The following is an 18450-nucleotide window of genomic DNA, read 5'->3' on the forward strand; positions in this document are numbered from 1 at the left end:
CCTCATTGGAGGCGACGCGGCCCTGCTGGGCGATAGTACATTCACCGGTGACCACGCGCTCGTTGCGTACAATGAGACTGCTGGCGCGCCCTACCAGCGACCGGATCGGGCCGTACTCGAGCCCACCGTCCCGGTGCCGCGGGATCGGTAGCTGAGCGGGCAACCTTGCACTCGGGTCAGACTGGGTTGTCGACAGCCAAACCCACAATCCCCCGACTAGATCGGCACCGCCTTCGCCGCAGCGGTCGTTTGGTTACCTCCGGCACAGCGCACTGCGCCACCGCGCCCGCACTCGATCGTGTTCACCCGCGCGCCGCTGGATACCAAAGTGCCTACGATAGGCATTACAGTAATAAAGGTAAGGCCGCCCGAAGCAGTGCGGAGACGCTCCCACCTGACATTACCGCATAGCTGTCGCCCTCAGCGATCGGCCCGCCCCCGGTAAGGTTGACGGTCAGGCTTGGCGACGACACGTCATCGTATACACAGGTCGGAGTGCAACTGCCGGTAGGTTCGTCCGGTGGTCGGCTTGGGATCGCACACGCAGGAGATTGATGGAGGTGCCGGTAGTGGCAAAGCGGGCAGCCGCCGACAAACGTCAACGACGCGAACGCGGTTCGATCAATCCCGATGACATCATCAGCGGCGCGTTCGAGCTTGCCGAGCAGGTATCGATCGACAACCTGAGCATGCCAATGCTGGGCAAACATCTTGGGGTCGGCGTTACCAGCATCTACTGGTACTTCCGCAAGAAGGACGACCTGCTCAATGCGATGACCGACCGCGCCTTGAGCAAGTACGTGTTCGCCACTCCCTACGTGGAGGCCAGCGACTGGCGCGAGACGTTACGCAACCACGCCCGTCTGATGCGTAAGACCTTCATGGGCAACCCAATACTGTGCGATCTGATTCTGATCAGGTCAGCCCTGAGTCCCAAGACCGCCCGACTGGGCGCGCAAGAGATGGAGCGGGCAATCGCGAATCTGGTGGAGGCGGGGCTATCCCCCGAGGACGCCTTCGACACCTATGCCACGGTCTCGATACACGTGCGCGGATCAGTGGTGCTGCACCGGCTTTACGAGAAGACCCAGTCGGCCGACAGCGGCCCGCGGGCAATCGAAGACGCCATGAACATCGACCCGCTGACCACACCGCTGCTTGCGCAAGTCAGCGGAAAGGGACACCGGATCGCGACCCCCGATGAGGCCAACTTCGAATACGGCCTTGATTGCATTCTCGACCACGCCGGCAGGTTGATCGACGAACGGGCCAAAGCCGCCAAGTCGGCCCCGTCGCGGCCGCGCAAGGCGGCCAAGCCACCAGCGCCGCGAACCCGGGCAAAGGCTACGACGCGTTAGACCTTTCGGATATCAGGACTCGGGCTCGGGCACGTGAAAGTGCTCGTCACGCAGCCGGAATGCCTCCTTCGTTCCGTGCTCGGCCCGCGTTTTGACGAAATTGAACTCCCCCGGCGCGAACTGCAAGTTGGTGCCGAAGGCGTGGAAGAGATAGCTGGCGACTTCCTCACCCGCGTATGCCTGCGTCTGCTCAACCAGCCGAAAGGCCTCTTTGGCGATGACGATGCCGTCGGCGGGCATCTTTGCCGCCTTCTCTGCCCAGTACCGGGCTCGGGCCGCCACGGCGCCGCAATCGCAGGTGTCGGTGAAGATTCCAAGATGTTCGACGTCACCCGCTTCAATAATGTCACCGGTGAGCAGTACCCGGCGGGCCAACACCGGCCCCAGCCGGTGAAAGAACATGTGCAGACTGCCCAGCGCAGGCCCCAGGAATCGCGTTGCCGACATACCGATTCGGGCGTTGCGCGCGATCACTGAGATGTCGGTCATCAGGGCCATCTCGAAACCTCCCCCCAGCGCATGGCCCGCGATCTCACCCACCGTGACCTTCGGAAAGCCCATGAGGTTGTGGTAGAAGCTGAATGACCTGCGGTCCACGGTAAGTCGGCGACGTTGGCTAGGGCGCCGCTGGGTTGGCGGATCCGCGGCCGGGGCGTCAGCCTCGCCGTACCACCCGTAGGCGTTGTTCATGTCAGCGCCGGCGCTAAAGACCCCGCCGGTGCCACGCAAGATGACGACGGTGAGATCGTCATCCGCGGCAACGCGGTCCAGGTAGCCGGCAATGGCATCACGCATCGCCGCGTCATATGCATTGCGCCTCGTGGGGTTGTTCAGCGTGATGGTCGCGATTCTCGTACCCGGTTCCGCCTCGAACTGCATACGGTCATCCGGGCCGTCTGCGGCGGTCATGAGCCAGACACCTTTCGCCGTCGCCCGAATTGATACGTCGCCAACTCTTCCGGTCGCGATGCCAATGTCTGGACTTCGCCGGTGCAGAGCAGTTGTTCATCGACCATCAGCCGCGCCTTCGAGGAGATGCCTTGGTCCGTCACCGATCTCGTGATGTCGAACCGCAGGTGGGTCAGTATTGGTGTAGGTCTGCGGAAGGTCAGTGCCAGGGAGCGGGTCTTGCCGGAAAGCCCACTGACGCAGTTGTGATGCTGGATGACGCAGTCGAAGAAGACACCAAGAAATCCGCCGTGCACCAGACCCGGCGGGCCCTCGTAGACCAACGGGAAATTGACCCCGCCGGCCGCGCGCTCGGGATCGAGTTGATCGAACTTGTATTCGGGAAAACACGGGTTGTAGGCGCCGATGTCAGTCGCGTGATTGAGGTAGACGCGGTTGCCGTCCGCATCCGGACCGATGCGCGCGGCATTGTCCGGGGCGGCCGCGGCCAGCTCACGTTCCCACTCGCAGCACTGCGCGAGCATGGCATCAACCGTGGGATGTGGGTGTTCCATCGCCAGCAACAGCGAGGTGAGGCGACGGATGACACCCGCGGCGGCGACGGTCTGGGCCAGCGGCGACTCGCCGAACCTGGCATCACCGGCAGCCGCCCGAGGTTCGCCTTGGGCCATGCGTCCCTCTTTCACCGGGATGTTCCGTCAGCAATGTTTCCTTGCTAACTTATACAGCGTAGCAATCGTATTGCCTACTGTATGGATAACGATATGGCGGAGAAAGGCCGGATTCGACGGTGAGTCTCGAGGCCGACTCGGCCGGGCCCGAGGGTTCGGTGACATCGCGCCGCGATGGCACCCTGCTGCGAATCACGCTCGATCGACCTTCACGGCGTAATTCGTTGACTCAGAACATGATCGAGATGTTGCTCGATACGCTGGGCGGCGCCGCCACTGACGACTCGCTGCGTGCGATTCTGATCCGGGGTGCCGGTGCCGATTTCTGCGCCGGCGCCGATTGGGTCGCGGCCAGCACCGGCACCCAACGCCCTCGCACCGGCGACCTGCTAAGGCGAATTCCGCACGCCGCGCACCGCGTCATCGAACTCCTGCACACCATCCACCTCCCGGTCGTGTGCGGTGTCCAAGGGTGGGCCGCCGGGCTGGGCGCCAACCTGGCGCTCGCCGCCGACTTCACCGTGGCCACCAGTGATGCCACGTTCTGGGAACCTTTCGTAGTCCGCGGGTTCAGCCCGGACTCGGGATCTACCTGGCTGCTGCCGCGCCTGGTTGGCTTGGCCCGGGCCCGGCGGATGCTGCTGCTTGGCGAGCAGGTGACCGCGCCCGAGGCAGCCGACTGGGGCTTGATCCACCAAGTCGTCGATGCGACGGACCTCGACAGCGCGGTCGACGAGCTGCTCACCCGACTGGCTCGCGGGCCGACTGTTGCGATCGGGCTTGCCAAGCAGGCCCTGAACCACGGCCAGCACGCAACCCTGACCGAGTCGATGACACATGAACTGTTCAACCTCGAACTAACTTGTCGGACCTCCGATTTCAAAGAGGGCTTGACCGCATTCCGGCAACATCGCACGCCGAAATTCGAGGGACGATGACCATGCCTGGCGACGCGTTCGACACCATCGGCTACGAGCTCGACGGACACACCGCCACCATCACGCTCAACCGACCTCACGCCCTCAACGCGCTGAGTCCGCACATGATCACCGAGTTGCGAGCCGCCTACGCCGAAGCCGAAGGTGACGACCGGGTGTGGCTGACCATCGTCACCGGCACGGGTCGCGCCTTCTGCACCGGGGCGGACGTGAAGGCCATTCCAGGCGACGGCAAGGTGATCTACGAGCGGCCCTACCTGGCAACCTACGAACAGTGGGAGGCGCCCCAAGAAGGTACGCCGCCATTTCGCGGCATGGCCAAACCCGTACTGACCGCAGTAAACGGCATCTGCTGCGGCGCCGGACTGGACTGGGTCACTACATCGGACATCGTCATCGCGTCGGAGACGGCAACGTTCTTCGACCCACACGTCAGCATCGGCCTGGTGGCCGGGCGTGAGCTGGTAAGGCTGGCCCGAGTGCTACCGCGATCGGTCGTGCTCAGGATGGCGCTGGTCGGCAAGCACGAGCGGATGGATGCAAGGCGCGCCTTCGACCTCGGCTTGATCAGCGAGGTGGTCGAGCACGACCGGCTGCTCGAGCGGGCACACGAGATCGCCGACATGGTCAACCGCAATGCCCCGCTGGCCGTCCGGGGTACTCGCCTGGCCATCCTCAAAGGGATCGACCTTCCGCTACCCGAAGCCGAGATGCTCGCCGAGGCATTCCGCGAGCGGGTACTGCGGACCCGGGATGCGCTCGAAGGCCCCAGAGCCTTCGCGGAGAAGCGAGACCCGGATTGGCAATGCCAGTGACACCGCAGCGATCCGAGAAACCGGACTTCACAACCATCCTGGTCGACGTCAACACCACCGACCACGTCGCCACCATCACGTTGCATCGGCCCGACCAACTCAACGCGTTCAACCGCACCATGTGCGAAGAGATGGCAGCGGCCTGGCACCTGATCAAACACGACGAATCGGTGCACGCGGTGGTATTGCGGGCGGCCGGCAGCCGCGCGTTCAGTGCGGGTCTCGACATCAAGACTCCGTACGGACAACCCAAAAATATCTGGAACCATGAGGATCCCGGCGAGTTCCTGAGCCCGAAATGGCAGAAGATGTGGAAGCCCGTGGTGTGCGCCGTTCAGGGCACGTGCACCGCGGGCGCGTTCTACTTCATCAATGAGTCCGACGTCGTCATCTGCTCCACAGGGGCAACATTCTTCGACTCGCACGTCTCGGCCGGTCTGGTCTGCGCGCTGGAGCCGATTGGCTTGATGCGGCGGATCGGCCTGGGCGAAACGCTGCGAATCGCCCTGATGGGCAACGACGAACGGGTCGGCGCCGAAACCGCACTACGGATCGGTCTGGTATCCGAAGTGGTCGCGCCACAGCGGTTGTGGGAGCGGGCACACGAGATCGCGGCGACGATCGCCGCCAAGCCGCCCTCCGCGACGCAGGGCACCGTGAAAGCGATCTGGGAGTCGCTGGACAAGCCCTACCGCGCCGCGGTGGAGCAGGGGCTGATCTACACCCGACTGGGCAACCCACTGGGCAGGGCCGAACTGGCCGACCTACCGCCCCGTCCTGACGGCAGCGAACCGAAGACTCGTTGATGTCGAATCACCTCCTGAGTCAACGCATCGCCGTCACCCTGGACCTGCAACCAGACGCCCGCGCTGTCGAGTACGACCGCGCCTGGCTGTCCTTGGGACAACTCGGCGCTGCGCCCCGGCGAGTGGCCGCACTCGCCGCCAAACAACCGAGCCCTGAAATCGGAATACTGTTGCGTAATCGTCCCGCACAGATGGCCGCGTTCCTCGGCGTCCTACTCGCCGGTGCCACCGTGGTCACCATCAACCCGTCACGCGGCGACGAACGCACCAGAGCCGACATCGCCGCTTTGGAGCTGCCGCTGATCGCCGGATCGGACGAGGACCTTGGGCTCCTGGTGACCAATACGACGGACAGCGCCACCGTGTCCCTATCGGATCTGTTCGACCACCCCGGCGAACCCGGCGACCACACCACCCGCGGCGCCGGTGCGGACGTCGCGGTGCGAATGTTGACCAGCGGCACAACCGGTCCGCCCAACCGGGTCGACCTGAGCTACGACATGCTCGCCCGCAGCGTCATGGGCCCAGCCCCGGATCGCGACCCGGCGCCCACCGAACCCCGACGCGGAGTTGCCATCGTGAACTCACCGCTGGTGCATATCGGCGGTGTCTACCGAGTGCTGCAGTGCATCGCGCAAGCCCGCCCCTTTGTGCTGCTGGACCGATTCGAGCTGAACGCCTGGGCCGCGGCGGTACGCAAACATCGGCCCCGCACCGTATCGCTGGTGCCTGCCGCGTTGCGGACGGTGCTGCACTCCGACCTCACCCGCGCCGACCTCGCCAGCGTCCGCACCGTCACCTGCGGCACCGCCCCCCTGGCCCCCGACGATGCCGATGCGTTCACCGAGAAGTACGGCATTCCCGTGCTGACTTCTTATGCGGCAACCGAGTTCGGCGGCGGCGTGGCCGGCTGGACCCTCGCAGATCACTCGCGATATTGGCACACCAAACGCGGTAGCGTCGGCCGGGCCAACCCGGGTACGCAACTTCGGATCGTCGATACCGAGGGCGCCCCGGTCGAGCGGGCTAGCCTGGGCCTACTCGAGGTCAAGCCAGCCCAGTTGGGCGTTTCGGCCCCGTGGGTGCGTACCACCGATGTCGCCCGAATCGACGCGGATGGCTTTGTCTGGATTGTCGGGCGAGCCGATCAGGCGATCATTCGTGGAGGTTTCAAGGTGCTGCCCGACGATGTGCGAGCGGCGTTGGAGAGCCATCCGGCGGTGGCAGCTGCCGCGGTAGTGGGCCGATCCGACCAGCGCCTCGGTCAAACTCCGGTTGCCATGGTCGAACTGCGCGGTTCCGCCGACATCGGCGGTGCCGAGCTGGTGGAGTATCTGCGAACGCGGTTGTCCGGCTACGAGATCCCAACCCAGATTTCGATCGTCGCCGAAATTCCGAGAACAGCGTCGGGCAAGCCTGACCTCGGCGCAATCCGGCATTACTTTGGTGCCGCCGGTTCCCGCACGGATCATGGCGGCTGACTCCCCGACGGTCGCGCAGATCCTGCGCCGCCAAGCCCGTTGTCGCCCAGATCACCCGTTCTTGGTGTGCGATAGCGACCGGATCAGCTACGCCCAGGCCGATCTGCGTTCGGCGGAGCTGGCCCGCGGGCTGATCGCCCTGGGCATCGGCAAGGCAGCACATGTCGGGTTGCTCTACCCGAACGGCTCCGACTTCGTCATCGGGATGCTCGCCGCGGCTCGAATCGGCGCGGTGGTCATCCCGATTTCCACCTTCGTCACGCCCCGGGAGCTGCACGAGCAGCTGGTCGACAGCGACACCCAGATCCTATTGAGCGCCGATACATTCCGCTCCCACGACTACGCGGGCCGATTGAGGCAACTACTTGGCGACACCGGCTTCGACGGAGAAGATCGGCTATTCTCAAGGGCAATCCCGCAGTTGCGGACGGCCTGGGTCAGCTATCGTCGCGGGGCACCACGACGAACCCGCAGTATCGAGTGCGTCTACCGCCTCAGCCAGACCATCGACCCCACAATGCTGCGCGCACTGGAAGATGACGTCGACGGCTCTGATGTACTGGCGATCGTGTACACGTCGGGCACCACCAGTGCCCCCAAGGGAGTCGTGCACACCCACAGCGCGCTGTTGAGACATCAGCAGAATCTCAACGTCATTCGCGGACTGGGCACCGACGACAAGTTGTTCTGCAACTCGCCATTCTGCTGGATCGGCGGGTTCGCCTTTGGGCTGCTGGCCACACTGCTCGCCGGATCGACACTGGTGTGTTCCAACGCCGACGCCGCTACCACCCTTGACCTGCTCGAGCGGGAAAAGCCGACCATGACAAACGGTTTCGCTTCCACAGTCGCACGGCTAGCCAACCATCCTAGCTTTGGTAGACGGGACCTTTCATCGATGCGCCGCGGCAATCTGTATCCGATCATGGCACCCGAAGCCAGACCGGTAGATCCCGAACTGCGGCACAACATGCTGGGGATGACCGAAGCCGGCAGCATCGTGCTGATCAGCGCCGACGAGTCAGACCAGCCCGAATCCCGGCGCGGGTCGTTCGGTAAACCCGCACCCGGATTCGACACCATCATCATCGAGCCCGGCACCGGGGAAGTCGTCAACGTCGGCCAGGTTGGCGAACTGTGCATTCGTGGGCCCTTCGTCATGCAGGGCTACTACAAACGTAGCCGCGAGGAATGCTTCGATGCCGACGGCTGGTTCCATACCGGCGACTTGGTACGGGCCGACCAAGACGGATACATGTACTTCACCGGCCGTCTGAGCTCGCTGATCAAAACCGCGGGCGCAAACGTGTCGCCGGCCGAGGTCGAAAGGGCGATCGCCAAGCTGGGCATGGTGGCTCATGTCGTGAGCATCCCCGATCCCCAGCGCGGACAGGTGGTGGCCGCCGTGCTCGTCGTTGCAGACGGTGTCGGAGCGCTTGACGAGCTGGCGCTGCGCGAACGACTCGAGACGGAGTTGTCCGCCTACAAGATTCCGACCCGCCTCGCCACCTTGACCCCCAGCGAGATCCCGCTGCTGTCCAGCGGCAAGGTCGATACGCACCAACTGAAGAAGTGCTTCGATGCCTGACACCATCGACCACCTGGTGCGGTCGCAGGCCGCCCGGCACGGCGCCAAGCCCATGGTGATCGATCAGGCAAGTCGACTAAGCTACCGCGAACTTGATTCTTCCACATCGGATTTGGCTGCGGCATTCATCCAAGCGGGTGCCGACATGGGCACTCGCGTTGGCCTGATCATGCCCAACGGTGTGCGCTGGGTACAGATCGCGATAGCGCTGACCCGCATCGGTGCGGTGCTGGTTCCGTTGAGCACTTTGTTGCGCCCCCGCGAGTTGGCATCGCAACTTCGTTCGGCCGCGGTGCAGTTCCTGATCAGCGTGCCGGAGTTCCGTGGCCACCGATACCTCGACGCGGTCGAGTCGGTACCTAGAGCCGAACTTCTAGCGTTGCAACGGGTTTGGGCGGACGACCAAGTCAGCTCTTCCAATGCCGGTGCCCGGGCACTCCGGATGGTCGAGCCGATCGCCGAAACAGTCACCGCGGCGGACACCCTGGTGATCATGTTCACCTCGGGCAGCACCGGAGCCCCCAAAGGGGTCCTGCATTCCCATGGAGCCGCTTTGGGCGCGGTGCGATCGGGCCTGACCGCGCGCCGCATCACCTCGGCCACCCGGCTGTATCTGCCGATGCCGTTCTTCTGGGTGGGCGGGTTTGGTGGCGGAATCCTCTCTGCGCTGCTCGCGGGAGCCACCCTGGTGACCGAGGCGCGGCCGTTCCCCGAGAACACCTTGCGCCTGCTGGAGGCAGAGCGCGTCACGATGTTTCGTGGGTGGCCTGATCAGGCCGAGGCGCTCGCGCGGCACCCAAGCAGTGTCGACGTTGACCTTTCGGCTCTGCAGCCCGGCAGCCTACAGGCACTACTACCACCTGAACGACGTGCCCAGCCCGAGGCACGGGCGAGGTTGTTCGGCATGACAGAAGCATTCGGACCGTATTGCGGCTACCGCGCCGACACCGATATGCCCCCCACCGCGTGGGGCAGCTGCGGCTAGCCTTTTCCCGGAATGGAAATCCGCATCGTGGACCCCGAAACCGGCACCCGAGTCCCCGCGGAAACGATAGGCCAGATCCAGATCCGGGGGCCGCACACGCTACGCGGCCTCTGCCGGCGCAGCCGCGAAGAGGTCTTCACCGCTGATGGTTACTACTGCAGCGCCGATCTCGGCCACCTCGACGCGAACGGCTACCTGTTCTACCACGGCAGGTCCGACGACATGTTCAAGGTCAGCGGTGCCACTGTCTACCCCGTGGAGGTCGAAACCGCCTTGCGGACAATCGACGGCGTCTCCAACGCCTTCGTCACCAACGTGGCTGGCGCCCAGGGCCAACGGCTGGCTGCAGCGGTGGTGTGCAGCACCCCGGCACTCACCTCCGAGGACCTCAGAACGTCGGCGGGCCAGGTGCTGAGCGCCTTCAAGGTTCCGACGGTGTGGCTGCTCTTGGCCGACGACGCTGATATTCCACGCGGCCCGACCGGCAAGGTCGATCTCCAGCGGCTGCGCGACATGCTGGCCAACACCGCATGACGCCTGCGAGCTCCGGCCGACATCTAGGATCCCGGAAATGACGTCGGTCGATGTTGCCGTCGACATCGTGATCGACCGGGACGCACCGTAGTCGCCGAGCACTGCTGCAGTCCGGACAACGCCACCCAGTGGTATGCGAACATCAAAGCTGTGCGGTGGCAGATGCCAAAGCCACTCGAGTTGGACCCGGCCCACCGATTCGTGATGCGCACGGCCCGGGGCCCGTTGCCGATGCAGACCACTTACGCCTGGACGGACGAGGCGATCTACGCAGGCGCAAAACGATTCTCCAACATTGACCGCAGCTCGGGTGGGGCTATCCGACCCGCATCCAGAGTTTGCAGTTCATCGTTTGAAAGGCCGCGACCGTTGGCGGGATCACCACCGACATCGGCCCCATGGAGGTATTGGTGTCGATGATGTCATCGGTGCTCGCCGCGGGTGTGCTGGGAGTCGACCACGAGCAGGTCGAAAGCTCCGATACCCGTCCGAAGACCAAGATGAGCGGATTGGCCGGCCCCTCGGTGCGGTAGGTGCCCGGCAGCATGTCGGTGCCGACGAGAAATACCCCATTCCCGGGTATCTGATCACCTGGATCGGCAACGGTCGGTGCGGCGAACACGCAGGCTGTCATACAGGCAACAATTCCGGCGGTTGCGCCGGACAAAGACGCTAGGGCCATGGTGTTCCTCTCCCGGTAGCGTTGCCCGCCCTATACGCAGCGTATTCCCCGACGCACTCGGGCAACAACAGATCGCACCAAACTGGGTGCGGATATTCGACCGGACCCAGCAAACACCACACCGGGGCAGCAACCGGCAGGCCTGGCGCGCGAAGGGTGACCCTCCCGTCCGGCCCACGGGGCCGAGCCAGCACCGGGCGCTAGCCCCCTCGGGCCCGCTCGGCCGCGGACCCGGACGGCGCCGACTCCGCAACCACTCCCCGGGCGATGAGATGGTCGATCAACGGAACTGCGCTGGAGGCGAGGTGTTCTGACATCGCGGTTCGGGCAGCCTTGTCATCGTGTTTCTTCAGCGCCACCAACACCCGCCGATGGTCTTTGACCGCCCGGGCGGGCCAGTGCTCGATGCCGGGGAACACCGATTCGGGTTGGTAGCGGGTGATCTGTGACATCAGTTGGGAGAGCCGCGGAGAATCCGCAGCAAGATTGATGGCGCGGTGGAACTCGTGGTTCAACCGGACCGTCCGCTCGTCGTCGTCAGCGGCGTAGGCTTCCTCAAGCTGCGCTTGTATCTGCTGCAGTTCAGCTAGCTGCGCGGCGCCGATGTTGATCGCGGCCCGCGCCGCCAGCTCGCCGCCAACGTGAGCCTGCACATATGCGACATCGGCAAGGTCGCGCTTGGTCAGCGGCAACACCACGAAGCCGCGATGCGGCTGTTGGGCAACCAGGCCTTCGGCGCGAAGTGCGAACAGCGCCTCACGCACCGGTGTGACACTGATCCCCAACTCGGCCGCTAACTGGTCCAGCCGTATGTATTTGCCCGCGGCGTAGTTGCCTTCGTATATCCTCTTGCGGACGTATCGCGCAACGTCGTCGGAAAGTTGTGGCCGCGCCGCGAATTCCGGATCAGTCATCGCCCTACTAGCCCTACTCTCGGTACTCGTGCAGTAGCCGCTTGCTGATGATGGACTTCTGAATTTCGCTGGTGCCCTCGCCGATGAGCAGGAATGGTGCATCACGCATCAGCCGCTCGATCTCGTACTCCTTTGAGTATCCGTAGCCGCCGTGGATGCGGAAGCTCTGCTGGGTGACTTCCGAACAATATTCGCTGGCAAGATATTTAGCCATTCCAGCCGCGACGTCATTGCGCTCACCGGAGTCCTTCAGCCGCGCCGCGTGGACCATCATCAGGTGTGCCGCCTCGACCTTGGTCGCCATCTCTGCCAACTGGAATGAAATGGCCTGGTGCTCGGCGATCGGCTTGCCGAAGGTGTGGCGTTGTTGCGCGTAGCGAACCGCCAGCTCGAAGGCGCGCAGGCCAACCCCGCAGGCTCGCGCCGATACGTTCACCCGGCCGACCTCGATTCCGTCCATCATCTGAAAGAAACCCTGTCCCGGGGTGCCACCGAGGATGTCGTCAGCGGTTGCCCGATAGCCATCGAATATGAGTTCGGTGGTATCGATGCCTTTGTAGCCCAGCTTGTCGATTTTTCCCGGAATTGTCAGGCCCGGCAACACTTCCCCGAACCCGGTTGGCTTCTCGACCAGAAATGCGGTCAGGTTGCGGTGCGGCTGGGCAGCGCCTTCGTCGGTTCGCACCAGCACCGCTACCAATGTCGAACTGCCACCGTTGGTCAGCCACATCTTCTGCCCGTCAATGGTGTAGTTGCCGTCCGCGCCACGCGTGGCCCGGGTGCGGATCGCGGCAACATCGGAGCCCAGTTCGGGCTCTGACATCGAGAACGCACCGCGGGGACTCCCCGGTGGCCATCCGCGGCAGAAAGCGTTGCCGCTGCTCCTCGGTGCCATGCTGGCGCAGCATGTAGGCCACGATGAAGTGGGTGTTGAGCACACCTGACACGCTCATCCAGCCACGGGCCAGCTCCTCCACGCACAACGCGTAGGTCAGCAGCGACTCGCCCAGCCCGCCGTACTGCTCCGGAATCATCAGGCCGAAAAGGCCGATGGAACGCATCTGCTCGACAATCTCGTGCGGATAGGCATCCTTGCGTTCCAGCTCGGACGCGTTGGGAATCACTTCCTTGTCGACGAATTGCCTTACCGTCGCGACAATCTCGGCCTGTAGTTCGGTTAGGCCCAGTGTCTGAGCGAGTTTGGCCACGCGTACTCCTTATCTTGCTGGCCGTCTGGACCGCCGATCGTCTTGGCGCTGGCCAAACGGGCGATATCTGCCGTCGTCAAACCCAGGTACTCGGTCAACACGTCGGCGGTGTGTTCTCCGAGCGCCGGGGCGGGCGCACCTGTGGGGCGACACCCGTCGAAAGCGGTCGGCAGGCCCGGAGCAAGGTAGTCCCCCACACCAGGCTGGCTCAGTTGAGAAAACAACGGGTTGGCAGTCACTTTCGGATCGGCTGCCACCTCCGCGAAAGTTCGGTACCGCTCGAAGAGCACAGTCGTGGCTGACAATGCCGCGCCGATCTGCTCGGCCGTGTGATCGGCGAACCAGGCGGCGAACAGACCATTGAGCACGCTGCGGTATCGGTATCGATCGCCTTCGGCATCGAAGTCCACCCCCAGCGCCTCGGCCAGCGCCGTTACCGCCGGACCGGTGCCGGTCACGTCGACCAGATCGCGAAAGTGCCGACGGGTCAGCGTGATGACCATGAACGATGTCCCGTCGCGGCTGGCGAAGTCCTGGCCGTACTGGCCGTAGATGGAGTTACCCAGCCGCTCACGCTGGGTACCGTTGACCTGCGGCTCGGTCAGCAGGCCCAGGTTCCCCGCCGTGGCCAGCGCCACGTCCTCCAACGCCAAACTGATCTGCGCTCCCGCCCCGGTCTGGTCGCGGCGGCGCAGCGCGGCAACCACTGCGAGCGCGGCGTAGAGCCCACAACTAACGTCCCACGCGGGCAGCACATGGTTGATCGGGCCGGCATGGTCGGCCGGACCGGTGACGAGCGGGAATCCGGTCGCCGCGTTGACGGTGTAGTCCACCCCGGTACCGCCGTCTCGCCGTCCCAGCAACTGCAGATGGATGACGTCAGAACGCGTGGCGGCCAATACTTCGTGGCTGAGCCAGGGCAGGCTGGCATTGGTCACCACGACTCCGTCGCCTTCCAGGACGAGGCGCTGGACCAGCCGCTGTCCTGCTGCCGAGCGCAGATCGATGGTGGCCGAACGCTTGCCCTTGTTCAGCCCGGTCCAGTAGATCGATGTGCCGCTGGCCGCCAGGGGCCAGCGGCGGATATCGGAGGCACCGCCGATCGGGTCGACGCGGATAACCTGCGCACCCAGCTGGCTCAGCGTCATGCCGCACAGCGGCGCCGCGACGAAGCTGGATACCTCTACAACGCTAATGCCGCTCAGCGGCAAGTCCGGCCCAGGCATGGCTACCCGACCCGCTCGAAGATCGCCGCCAGGCCCTGGCCGCCACCGATACACATCGTCTCCAGCCCGTAGCGCGCCTGACGGCGAGTGAGTTCACGAGCCAGGGTGGCCAGCATTCTGGCACCGGTCGCGCCCACCGGGTGGCCCAGCGAAATACCCGACCCGTGCACGTTGGTTCGGTCGCGGTCGGCGGCGCCGAAGTTCCATTCCCGCATCACCGCGAGCGCTTGGGCGGCAAACGCCTCGTTGAGTTCGATCAGATCGATGTCGGCCAAGCGCAGAGCCGCCTTGGCGAGCGCGGCCTCGGTGGCTGGTACCGGACCGATGCCCATGACGTCGGGCGCCACCCCGGCCAGGCCCCAGGACACCAAACGCACCAAAGGTCTCAGCCCGTACTCGTCGGCCTTCTCCGGTGTGGTCACCACGCACATCGATGCGGCGTCGTTTTGCCCGCTGGCATTGCCCGCCGTCACCGTCGCTTCGGGATCATCTCGGTGCAGAACGGGTTTGAGCCCGCTCAGGGCCTCCACCGAGGTGTCGGCACGTGGATGTTCGTCGGTGTCGATCATTTCCTCGCCTTGGCGGGTTCGCACCGGAACGGCAATGGTCTCCTCGGCGAAAATTCTATCCTTCTGGGCTGCGACCGCACGCTGATGCGATGTCACCGCCAGCTCGTCTTGCTCCAAACGCGAAATACCATACTGACGCCGTAGATTCTCGGCGGTCTCCAGCATCCCGCCCGGCACCGGGTAGTGTCTTCCACCCGCGGTGACGCGGCCGCGAGCCAGTCCGTCGTGCACGCGTATTCCGCCGCGGGCACCGCCCCAGCGCATATCGGTGGAATAGAAAGTGACATTGCTCATGCTTTCGCAGCCTCCGGCAACGACGAGGTCGCTATCGCCGCTGCTGACTTGCTGGCAGGCCTGAATCACCGCTTGTAGCCCGGATCCGCAGCGCCGATCGACCTGCATACCGGGAACCGTCACCGGCAGGCCGGCATCCAGCGCCACCACCCGTCCGATGGCCGGGGCCTCGCTACTGGGGTAGCAGTGCCCGAGGATCACATCCCCGACCGCAGCGGGCGCCAGGCCGGTGCGATCGAGCAGTCCGCGCAGCGCGACGACGCCCAGATCAACAGCGCTGTATGACTTGAACATTCCGCCGTAGCGACCGATCGGTGTGCGGACGGGTTCGCAGATGACAGCCTGGCGCATAGCGGCACTCATATGAACCGTCCTCCCGTCACGTCCAGCACGGTGCCGGTCATATACGAGGACAGATCGCAGGCCAAAAACAAGGCAACACTAGCGACTTCGCTGGGTTCGCCGGCTCGCCCCATCGGCACTTCAGCCAACTTCTGGTCCCAGATACGTTGCGGCATGGCTTCTGTCATCGCCGAGCGGATTAAGCCCGGAGCGATGGCATTGACCCGGACACCGACGTGGGCGAGTTCTTTGGCGGCCGCCTTGGTCATCCCGACGATCCCGGCTTTGGCGGCGGAGTAGTTGGTCTGGCCGACCATCCCCACCTTGCCCGACACCGACGACATATTGACGATTGCGCCGCGCTTGTTTTCACGCATGATGGCCGCGGCCAGCCGGATGCCGTTCCAGGTGCCCTTCAGGTGCACATCGATGACCTGATCGAACTGCTCCTCGGTCATTTTGCGCATCGTCGCGTCACGAGTGATGCCGGCGTTGTTGACCATGATGTCCAAGCCACCGAACCGTTCCAGCGCGGCCTGCAGCAGCGTCTCGACCTCGTCGGCCTTGGTCACGTCACACCGCACCGCCACCGCGACCTCCCCGCCGCCCAGCTGCTTGGCCGCAGCCTCAGTCGCCTCGAGGTTCACATCACCAAGGACTACCCGAGCACCCTCGGAAACGAACCGCTCCGCGATCGCCAAGCCCAAGCCCTGGGCCCCACCGGTAACTACCGCGATCTGACCGTTCAGCAACGACACCGACATCACACTTCCCTACGTCTTCTGGCCCTCGGAGGGCTCGGTCAGTCAAATATCATATTTCATAGATGATCTTGCCGTGACAGCGGTGCCCAGGCGCCCACCTCAGAAGGAGCATCCGCCCATGACCGACCCCCAGGTATCCGACGAGGACTTTGCGCAGATCCTGGCCCAGACCCGCCACTTCGTTCGCTCGGTTGTGCTGCCGCGTGAGCAGCAGATCCTCGACGAGGACCGGGTTCCCGAAGACCTACGTGACCAGGCCAAACAGATGGGACTGTTCGGATACGCGATACCGCCGCAGTGGGGCGGTCTTGGGCTGAATCTGGTGCAGGACGTCGAGCTGGCCATGGAATTGGGCTACACCTCACTGGCAGTGCGGTCGATGTTCGGCACCAACAACGGCATCGCCGGGCAAGTGCTAGTCGGGTTCGGCACCGATGAGCAGAAGGCGCGCTGGTTGGAGCCCATCGCGTCCGGCGACGTCGTCGCCTCTTTTGCCCTGACCGAACCGGGAGCCGGATCCAGCCCCGCCGGCCTGCGCACCAAAGCCGTTCGCGACGGCGATGATTGGCTGATTACGGGGCAAAAGCGTTTCATCACCAATGCGCCCGTCGCCGACCTGTTCGTGGTGTTCGCGCGCACTCGGCCCGCCAGCGACAAGAGCCCGGGCATCGCCGTGTTCCTGGTGCCCGCGCAGAGCGCCGGTGTCGAGGTGGGCGCCAAGGACGCCAAGATGGGCCAGGAAGGCGCGTGGACCGCTGACGTCAGCTTCACCGACGTCCGGGTTGACGACGCCGCGCTGGTCGGCGGCAGCGAGGACATCGGCTATCGAGCCGCAATGACCTCGTTGGCCCGCGGCCGGGTACACATAGCCGCGATCGCGGTGGGCGCCGCACAACGTGCGCTCGACGAGTCCGTGGCGTACGCATCCACCGCAACCCAGGGCGGTGTGACGATCGGCAACTTTCAACTGGTCCAGGCGATGCTCGCCGACCAGCAGACCGGCGTGCTGGCGGGCCGCGCATTGGTGCGCGACGCCGCACGGATGTGGGTCTCCGGAGCGGATCGGCGGATCGCGCCGTCGGCGGCGAAACTATTCTGCACCGAAATGGCTGGTAAGGTGGCCGATCTCGCGGTGCAGATTCACGGCGGCAGTGGATACATGCGCGGAGTTCCGGTCGAGCGCATCTACCGCGATGTCCGTCTGCTGCGGCTGTATGAGGGCACCAGCGAGATTCAGCAACTGATCATCGGGTCCAACCTGATCAAGGCCGCGAATCGATGACCGCAGCCGATCAGCTCTAGCGTCTCTAGATCCCGGATGGCCTGACAACCTCGCCCCAGCATGGTCAACACCATCTCGTCGCCACGCTCGGTGGCGGTGGCGAAAGCAAATCCGAGGGCCGAGATGAGGACCGTGTGCGGCATGCCCAGTCGGTAGTCGCGCCAGCATGTTTCCCAGTCATATCCGGTGACGCCGTAGCTCAACAGCTTTCGGTGGTAGTCATCGACCAGGCTTTCCTCGATGTCCGAACGCAGCTGGGAATTCAGGCTGGTTGCCGTGAAGTACCCAAGGTCTCGAGCCGGAAGGCCGATACCAAGGGTTTGCCAGTCGACCACGGCGACGCGGCGCAGGTCAGGGTCGAACAATAGATTGTCGAGCCGGTAGTCGCCGTGCAGCAGCGCAAACCGGTCCCGCTCGGCGAGCAACCACGGCGTCACCAGATTCATGGTCTCGGTGAAGGTTTCTCGGTCGGCGGCGCTGAGCCGATCACCGAGCTTGTCCAGGGTGATCTCCGCACTCATCCGCGCCACCTCACCAAGACCGTTGGCGAAAGGTTCATCCGGGAAAGGGAATGCGATCCCGGGCTGGTCCAGCCAAACCGGATCACACCAGCTAGGCCCGTGCAGCCCGGCCAGCGCAACGACGGCCAGCCGCGCCTCCCGTTCGCCGCAGCCCGTGAGCTGGTCGCCCTGCACCGCGGGCGCCTGATCCTCCAGCAGCAGCGCGAAATCCATTGCATCTTCTGTGATCTCGCAGTAGAAGCAGCGGGGGGTCGGAACCCGGACCCGATCGGCAACCGAAGAATAGAACGCACATTCGCTGCGATAACCGACGACGACTCGGTCCCGCACGGTGTCATCCTGAGCCGGCAATTTGATCACAAAGGTGTCCGGCAGACCCGCCGGATCCGGGTCATAGGTGACGGTCAGCCGATAGGTGGCTCCGGTCTGCCCGGTGCCGATCGGGACCACATCGACTCCCGATACCCCGACCGGTGTGCCGCGTTCGCCAAGGACCGCCGCCAGCCACGGCGGGGTTACGTCGGTGGGGTGGCGAGGGATGGAAACCAAGGCGGCCACCTAGC

The 18450-nt window shown here is 64.5% G+C and carries 15 protein-coding genes and 2 pseudogenes; 8 read left to right on the plus strand and 9 right to left on the minus strand.

Annotation, left to right across the window (positions count from 1 at the left end; genetic code table 11):
* The first annotated feature begins 554 nt into the window (after positions 1–554).
* Positions 555–1358 (plus strand): TetR/AcrR family transcriptional regulator, encoded by an 804-nt coding sequence (locus tag CKW46_RS22250; protein WP_117437081.1) that lies wholly within the window; start codon positions 555–557, stop codon positions 1356–1358.
* 12 nt (positions 1359–1370) lie between these two features.
* Here CKW46_RS22250 and CKW46_RS22255 read toward each other — a convergent pair whose 3' ends face one another.
* Together CKW46_RS22255 and CKW46_RS22260 are read right to left on the minus strand one after the other, a co-directional pair.
* Entirely contained in the window at positions 1371–2267 is an 897-nt protein-coding gene (locus CKW46_RS22255) for an enoyl-CoA hydratase/isomerase family protein (protein ID WP_482052411.1), read from the minus strand.
* On the minus strand, positions 2264–2938 hold the full coding sequence (locus tag CKW46_RS22260) for a hypothetical protein (protein ID WP_015356649.1): 675 nt from the start codon (positions 2936–2938) through the stop codon (positions 2264–2266). Before CKW46_RS22260 ends, CKW46_RS22255 begins: the two co-directional genes overlap by 4 nt.
* A 119-nt stretch (positions 2939–3057) precedes the next feature.
* Here CKW46_RS22260 and CKW46_RS22265 point away from each other — a divergent pair, with 119 nt between their 5' ends.
* The 6 genes and pseudogenes from CKW46_RS22265 to CKW46_RS22290 all read left to right on the plus strand — a co-directional run bounded on the left by CKW46_RS22265 (position 3058) and on the right by CKW46_RS22290 (position 10085).
* Complete coding sequence (locus tag CKW46_RS22265; RefSeq protein WP_015356650.1) at positions 3058–3876, plus strand: enoyl-CoA hydratase-related protein; 819 nt, start codon at positions 3058–3060, stop codon at positions 3874–3876.
* Between the two features lie 2 nt (positions 3877–3878).
* Positions 3879–4691 (plus strand): enoyl-CoA hydratase/isomerase family protein, encoded by an 813-nt coding sequence (locus tag CKW46_RS22270; protein WP_117437097.1) that lies wholly within the window; start codon positions 3879–3881, stop codon positions 4689–4691.
* Positions 4682–5497 (plus strand): enoyl-CoA hydratase/isomerase family protein, encoded by an 816-nt coding sequence (locus CKW46_RS22275; RefSeq protein WP_117437078.1) that lies wholly within the window; start codon positions 4682–4684, stop codon positions 5495–5497. The genes CKW46_RS22270 and CKW46_RS22275 overlap by 10 nt, the downstream gene beginning before the upstream one ends.
* Positions 5497–6978: a class I adenylate-forming enzyme family protein gene (locus tag CKW46_RS22280; protein ID WP_482052412.1), complete on the plus strand. Its 1482-nt coding sequence runs from the start codon at positions 5497–5499 to the stop codon at positions 6976–6978. The genes CKW46_RS22275 and CKW46_RS22280 overlap by 1 nt, the downstream gene beginning before the upstream one ends.
* Positions 6968–8566 carry a class I adenylate-forming enzyme family protein gene (locus CKW46_RS22285; RefSeq protein WP_117437096.1) on the plus strand — a complete coding sequence of 533 codons (1599 nt, stop codon included), beginning with the start codon at positions 6968–6970 and terminating at the stop codon, positions 8564–8566. The genes CKW46_RS22280 and CKW46_RS22285 overlap by 11 nt, the downstream gene beginning before the upstream one ends.
* Positions 8559–10085, plus strand: a pseudogene (locus CKW46_RS22290) (class I adenylate-forming enzyme family protein). Before CKW46_RS22285 ends, CKW46_RS22290 begins: the two are co-directional and overlap by 8 nt.
* A 316-nt stretch (positions 10086–10401) precedes the next feature.
* On the opposite strand, the gene CKW46_RS22295 reads toward CKW46_RS22290, so the two are convergent.
* The 6 genes and pseudogenes from CKW46_RS22295 to fabG all read right to left on the minus strand — a co-directional run bounded on the left by CKW46_RS22295 (position 10402) and on the right by fabG (position 16084).
* The gene (locus CKW46_RS22295; RefSeq protein ID WP_015356655.1) at positions 10402–10767 is read right to left on the minus strand and encodes an Rv1352/Rv1906c domain-containing protein; all 366 of its coding nucleotides are present in this window, start codon (positions 10765–10767) and stop codon (positions 10402–10404) included.
* Between the two features lie 200 nt (positions 10768–10967).
* Positions 10968–11681: a GntR family transcriptional regulator gene (locus CKW46_RS22300; RefSeq protein WP_012395620.1), complete on the minus strand. Its 714-nt coding sequence runs from the start codon at positions 11679–11681 to the stop codon at positions 10968–10970.
* Between the two features lie 13 nt (positions 11682–11694).
* A pseudogene (locus CKW46_RS22305) lies at positions 11695–12889 on the minus strand (acyl-CoA dehydrogenase family protein).
* Positions 12859–14115, minus strand: coding sequence for a CoA transferase (locus CKW46_RS22310; RefSeq protein WP_482052413.1), 1257 nt, complete (start codon positions 14113–14115; stop codon positions 12859–12861). Before CKW46_RS22310 ends, CKW46_RS22305 begins: the two are co-directional and overlap by 31 nt.
* Positions 14116–14117: 2 nt before the next feature.
* A complete protein-coding gene (locus tag CKW46_RS22315) occupies positions 14118–15341 on the minus strand; it encodes an acetyl-CoA C-acetyltransferase (RefSeq protein WP_117437074.1) in 1224 nt (407 codons plus the stop codon).
* The gene (gene fabG / locus CKW46_RS22320) at positions 15338–16084 is read right to left on the minus strand and encodes a 3-oxoacyl-ACP reductase FabG (protein WP_015356660.1); all 747 of its coding nucleotides are present in this window, start codon (positions 16082–16084) and stop codon (positions 15338–15340) included. Before fabG ends, CKW46_RS22315 begins: the two co-directional genes overlap by 4 nt.
* Positions 16085–16202: 118 nt before the next feature.
* On the opposite strand from fabG, the gene CKW46_RS22325 reads away from it, so the two are divergent.
* Positions 16203–17366 (plus strand): acyl-CoA dehydrogenase family protein, encoded by a 1164-nt coding sequence (locus CKW46_RS22325; protein WP_482052414.1) that lies wholly within the window; start codon positions 16203–16205, stop codon positions 17364–17366.
* On the opposite strand, the gene CKW46_RS22330 is transcribed toward CKW46_RS22325, so the two are convergent.
* The gene (locus CKW46_RS22330; protein WP_482053461.1) at positions 17318–18436 is read right to left on the minus strand and encodes a phosphotransferase family protein; all 1119 of its coding nucleotides are present in this window, start codon (positions 18434–18436) and stop codon (positions 17318–17320) included. The two genes, CKW46_RS22325 and CKW46_RS22330, sit on opposite strands and share 49 nt — an antisense overlap.
* Positions 18437–18450 lie beyond the last annotated feature (14 nt).

It is taken from the genome of Mycobacterium liflandii (assembly GCF_022354805.1).
GTDB lineage: Bacteria > Actinomycetota > Actinomycetes > Mycobacteriales > Mycobacteriaceae > Mycobacterium > Mycobacterium marinum.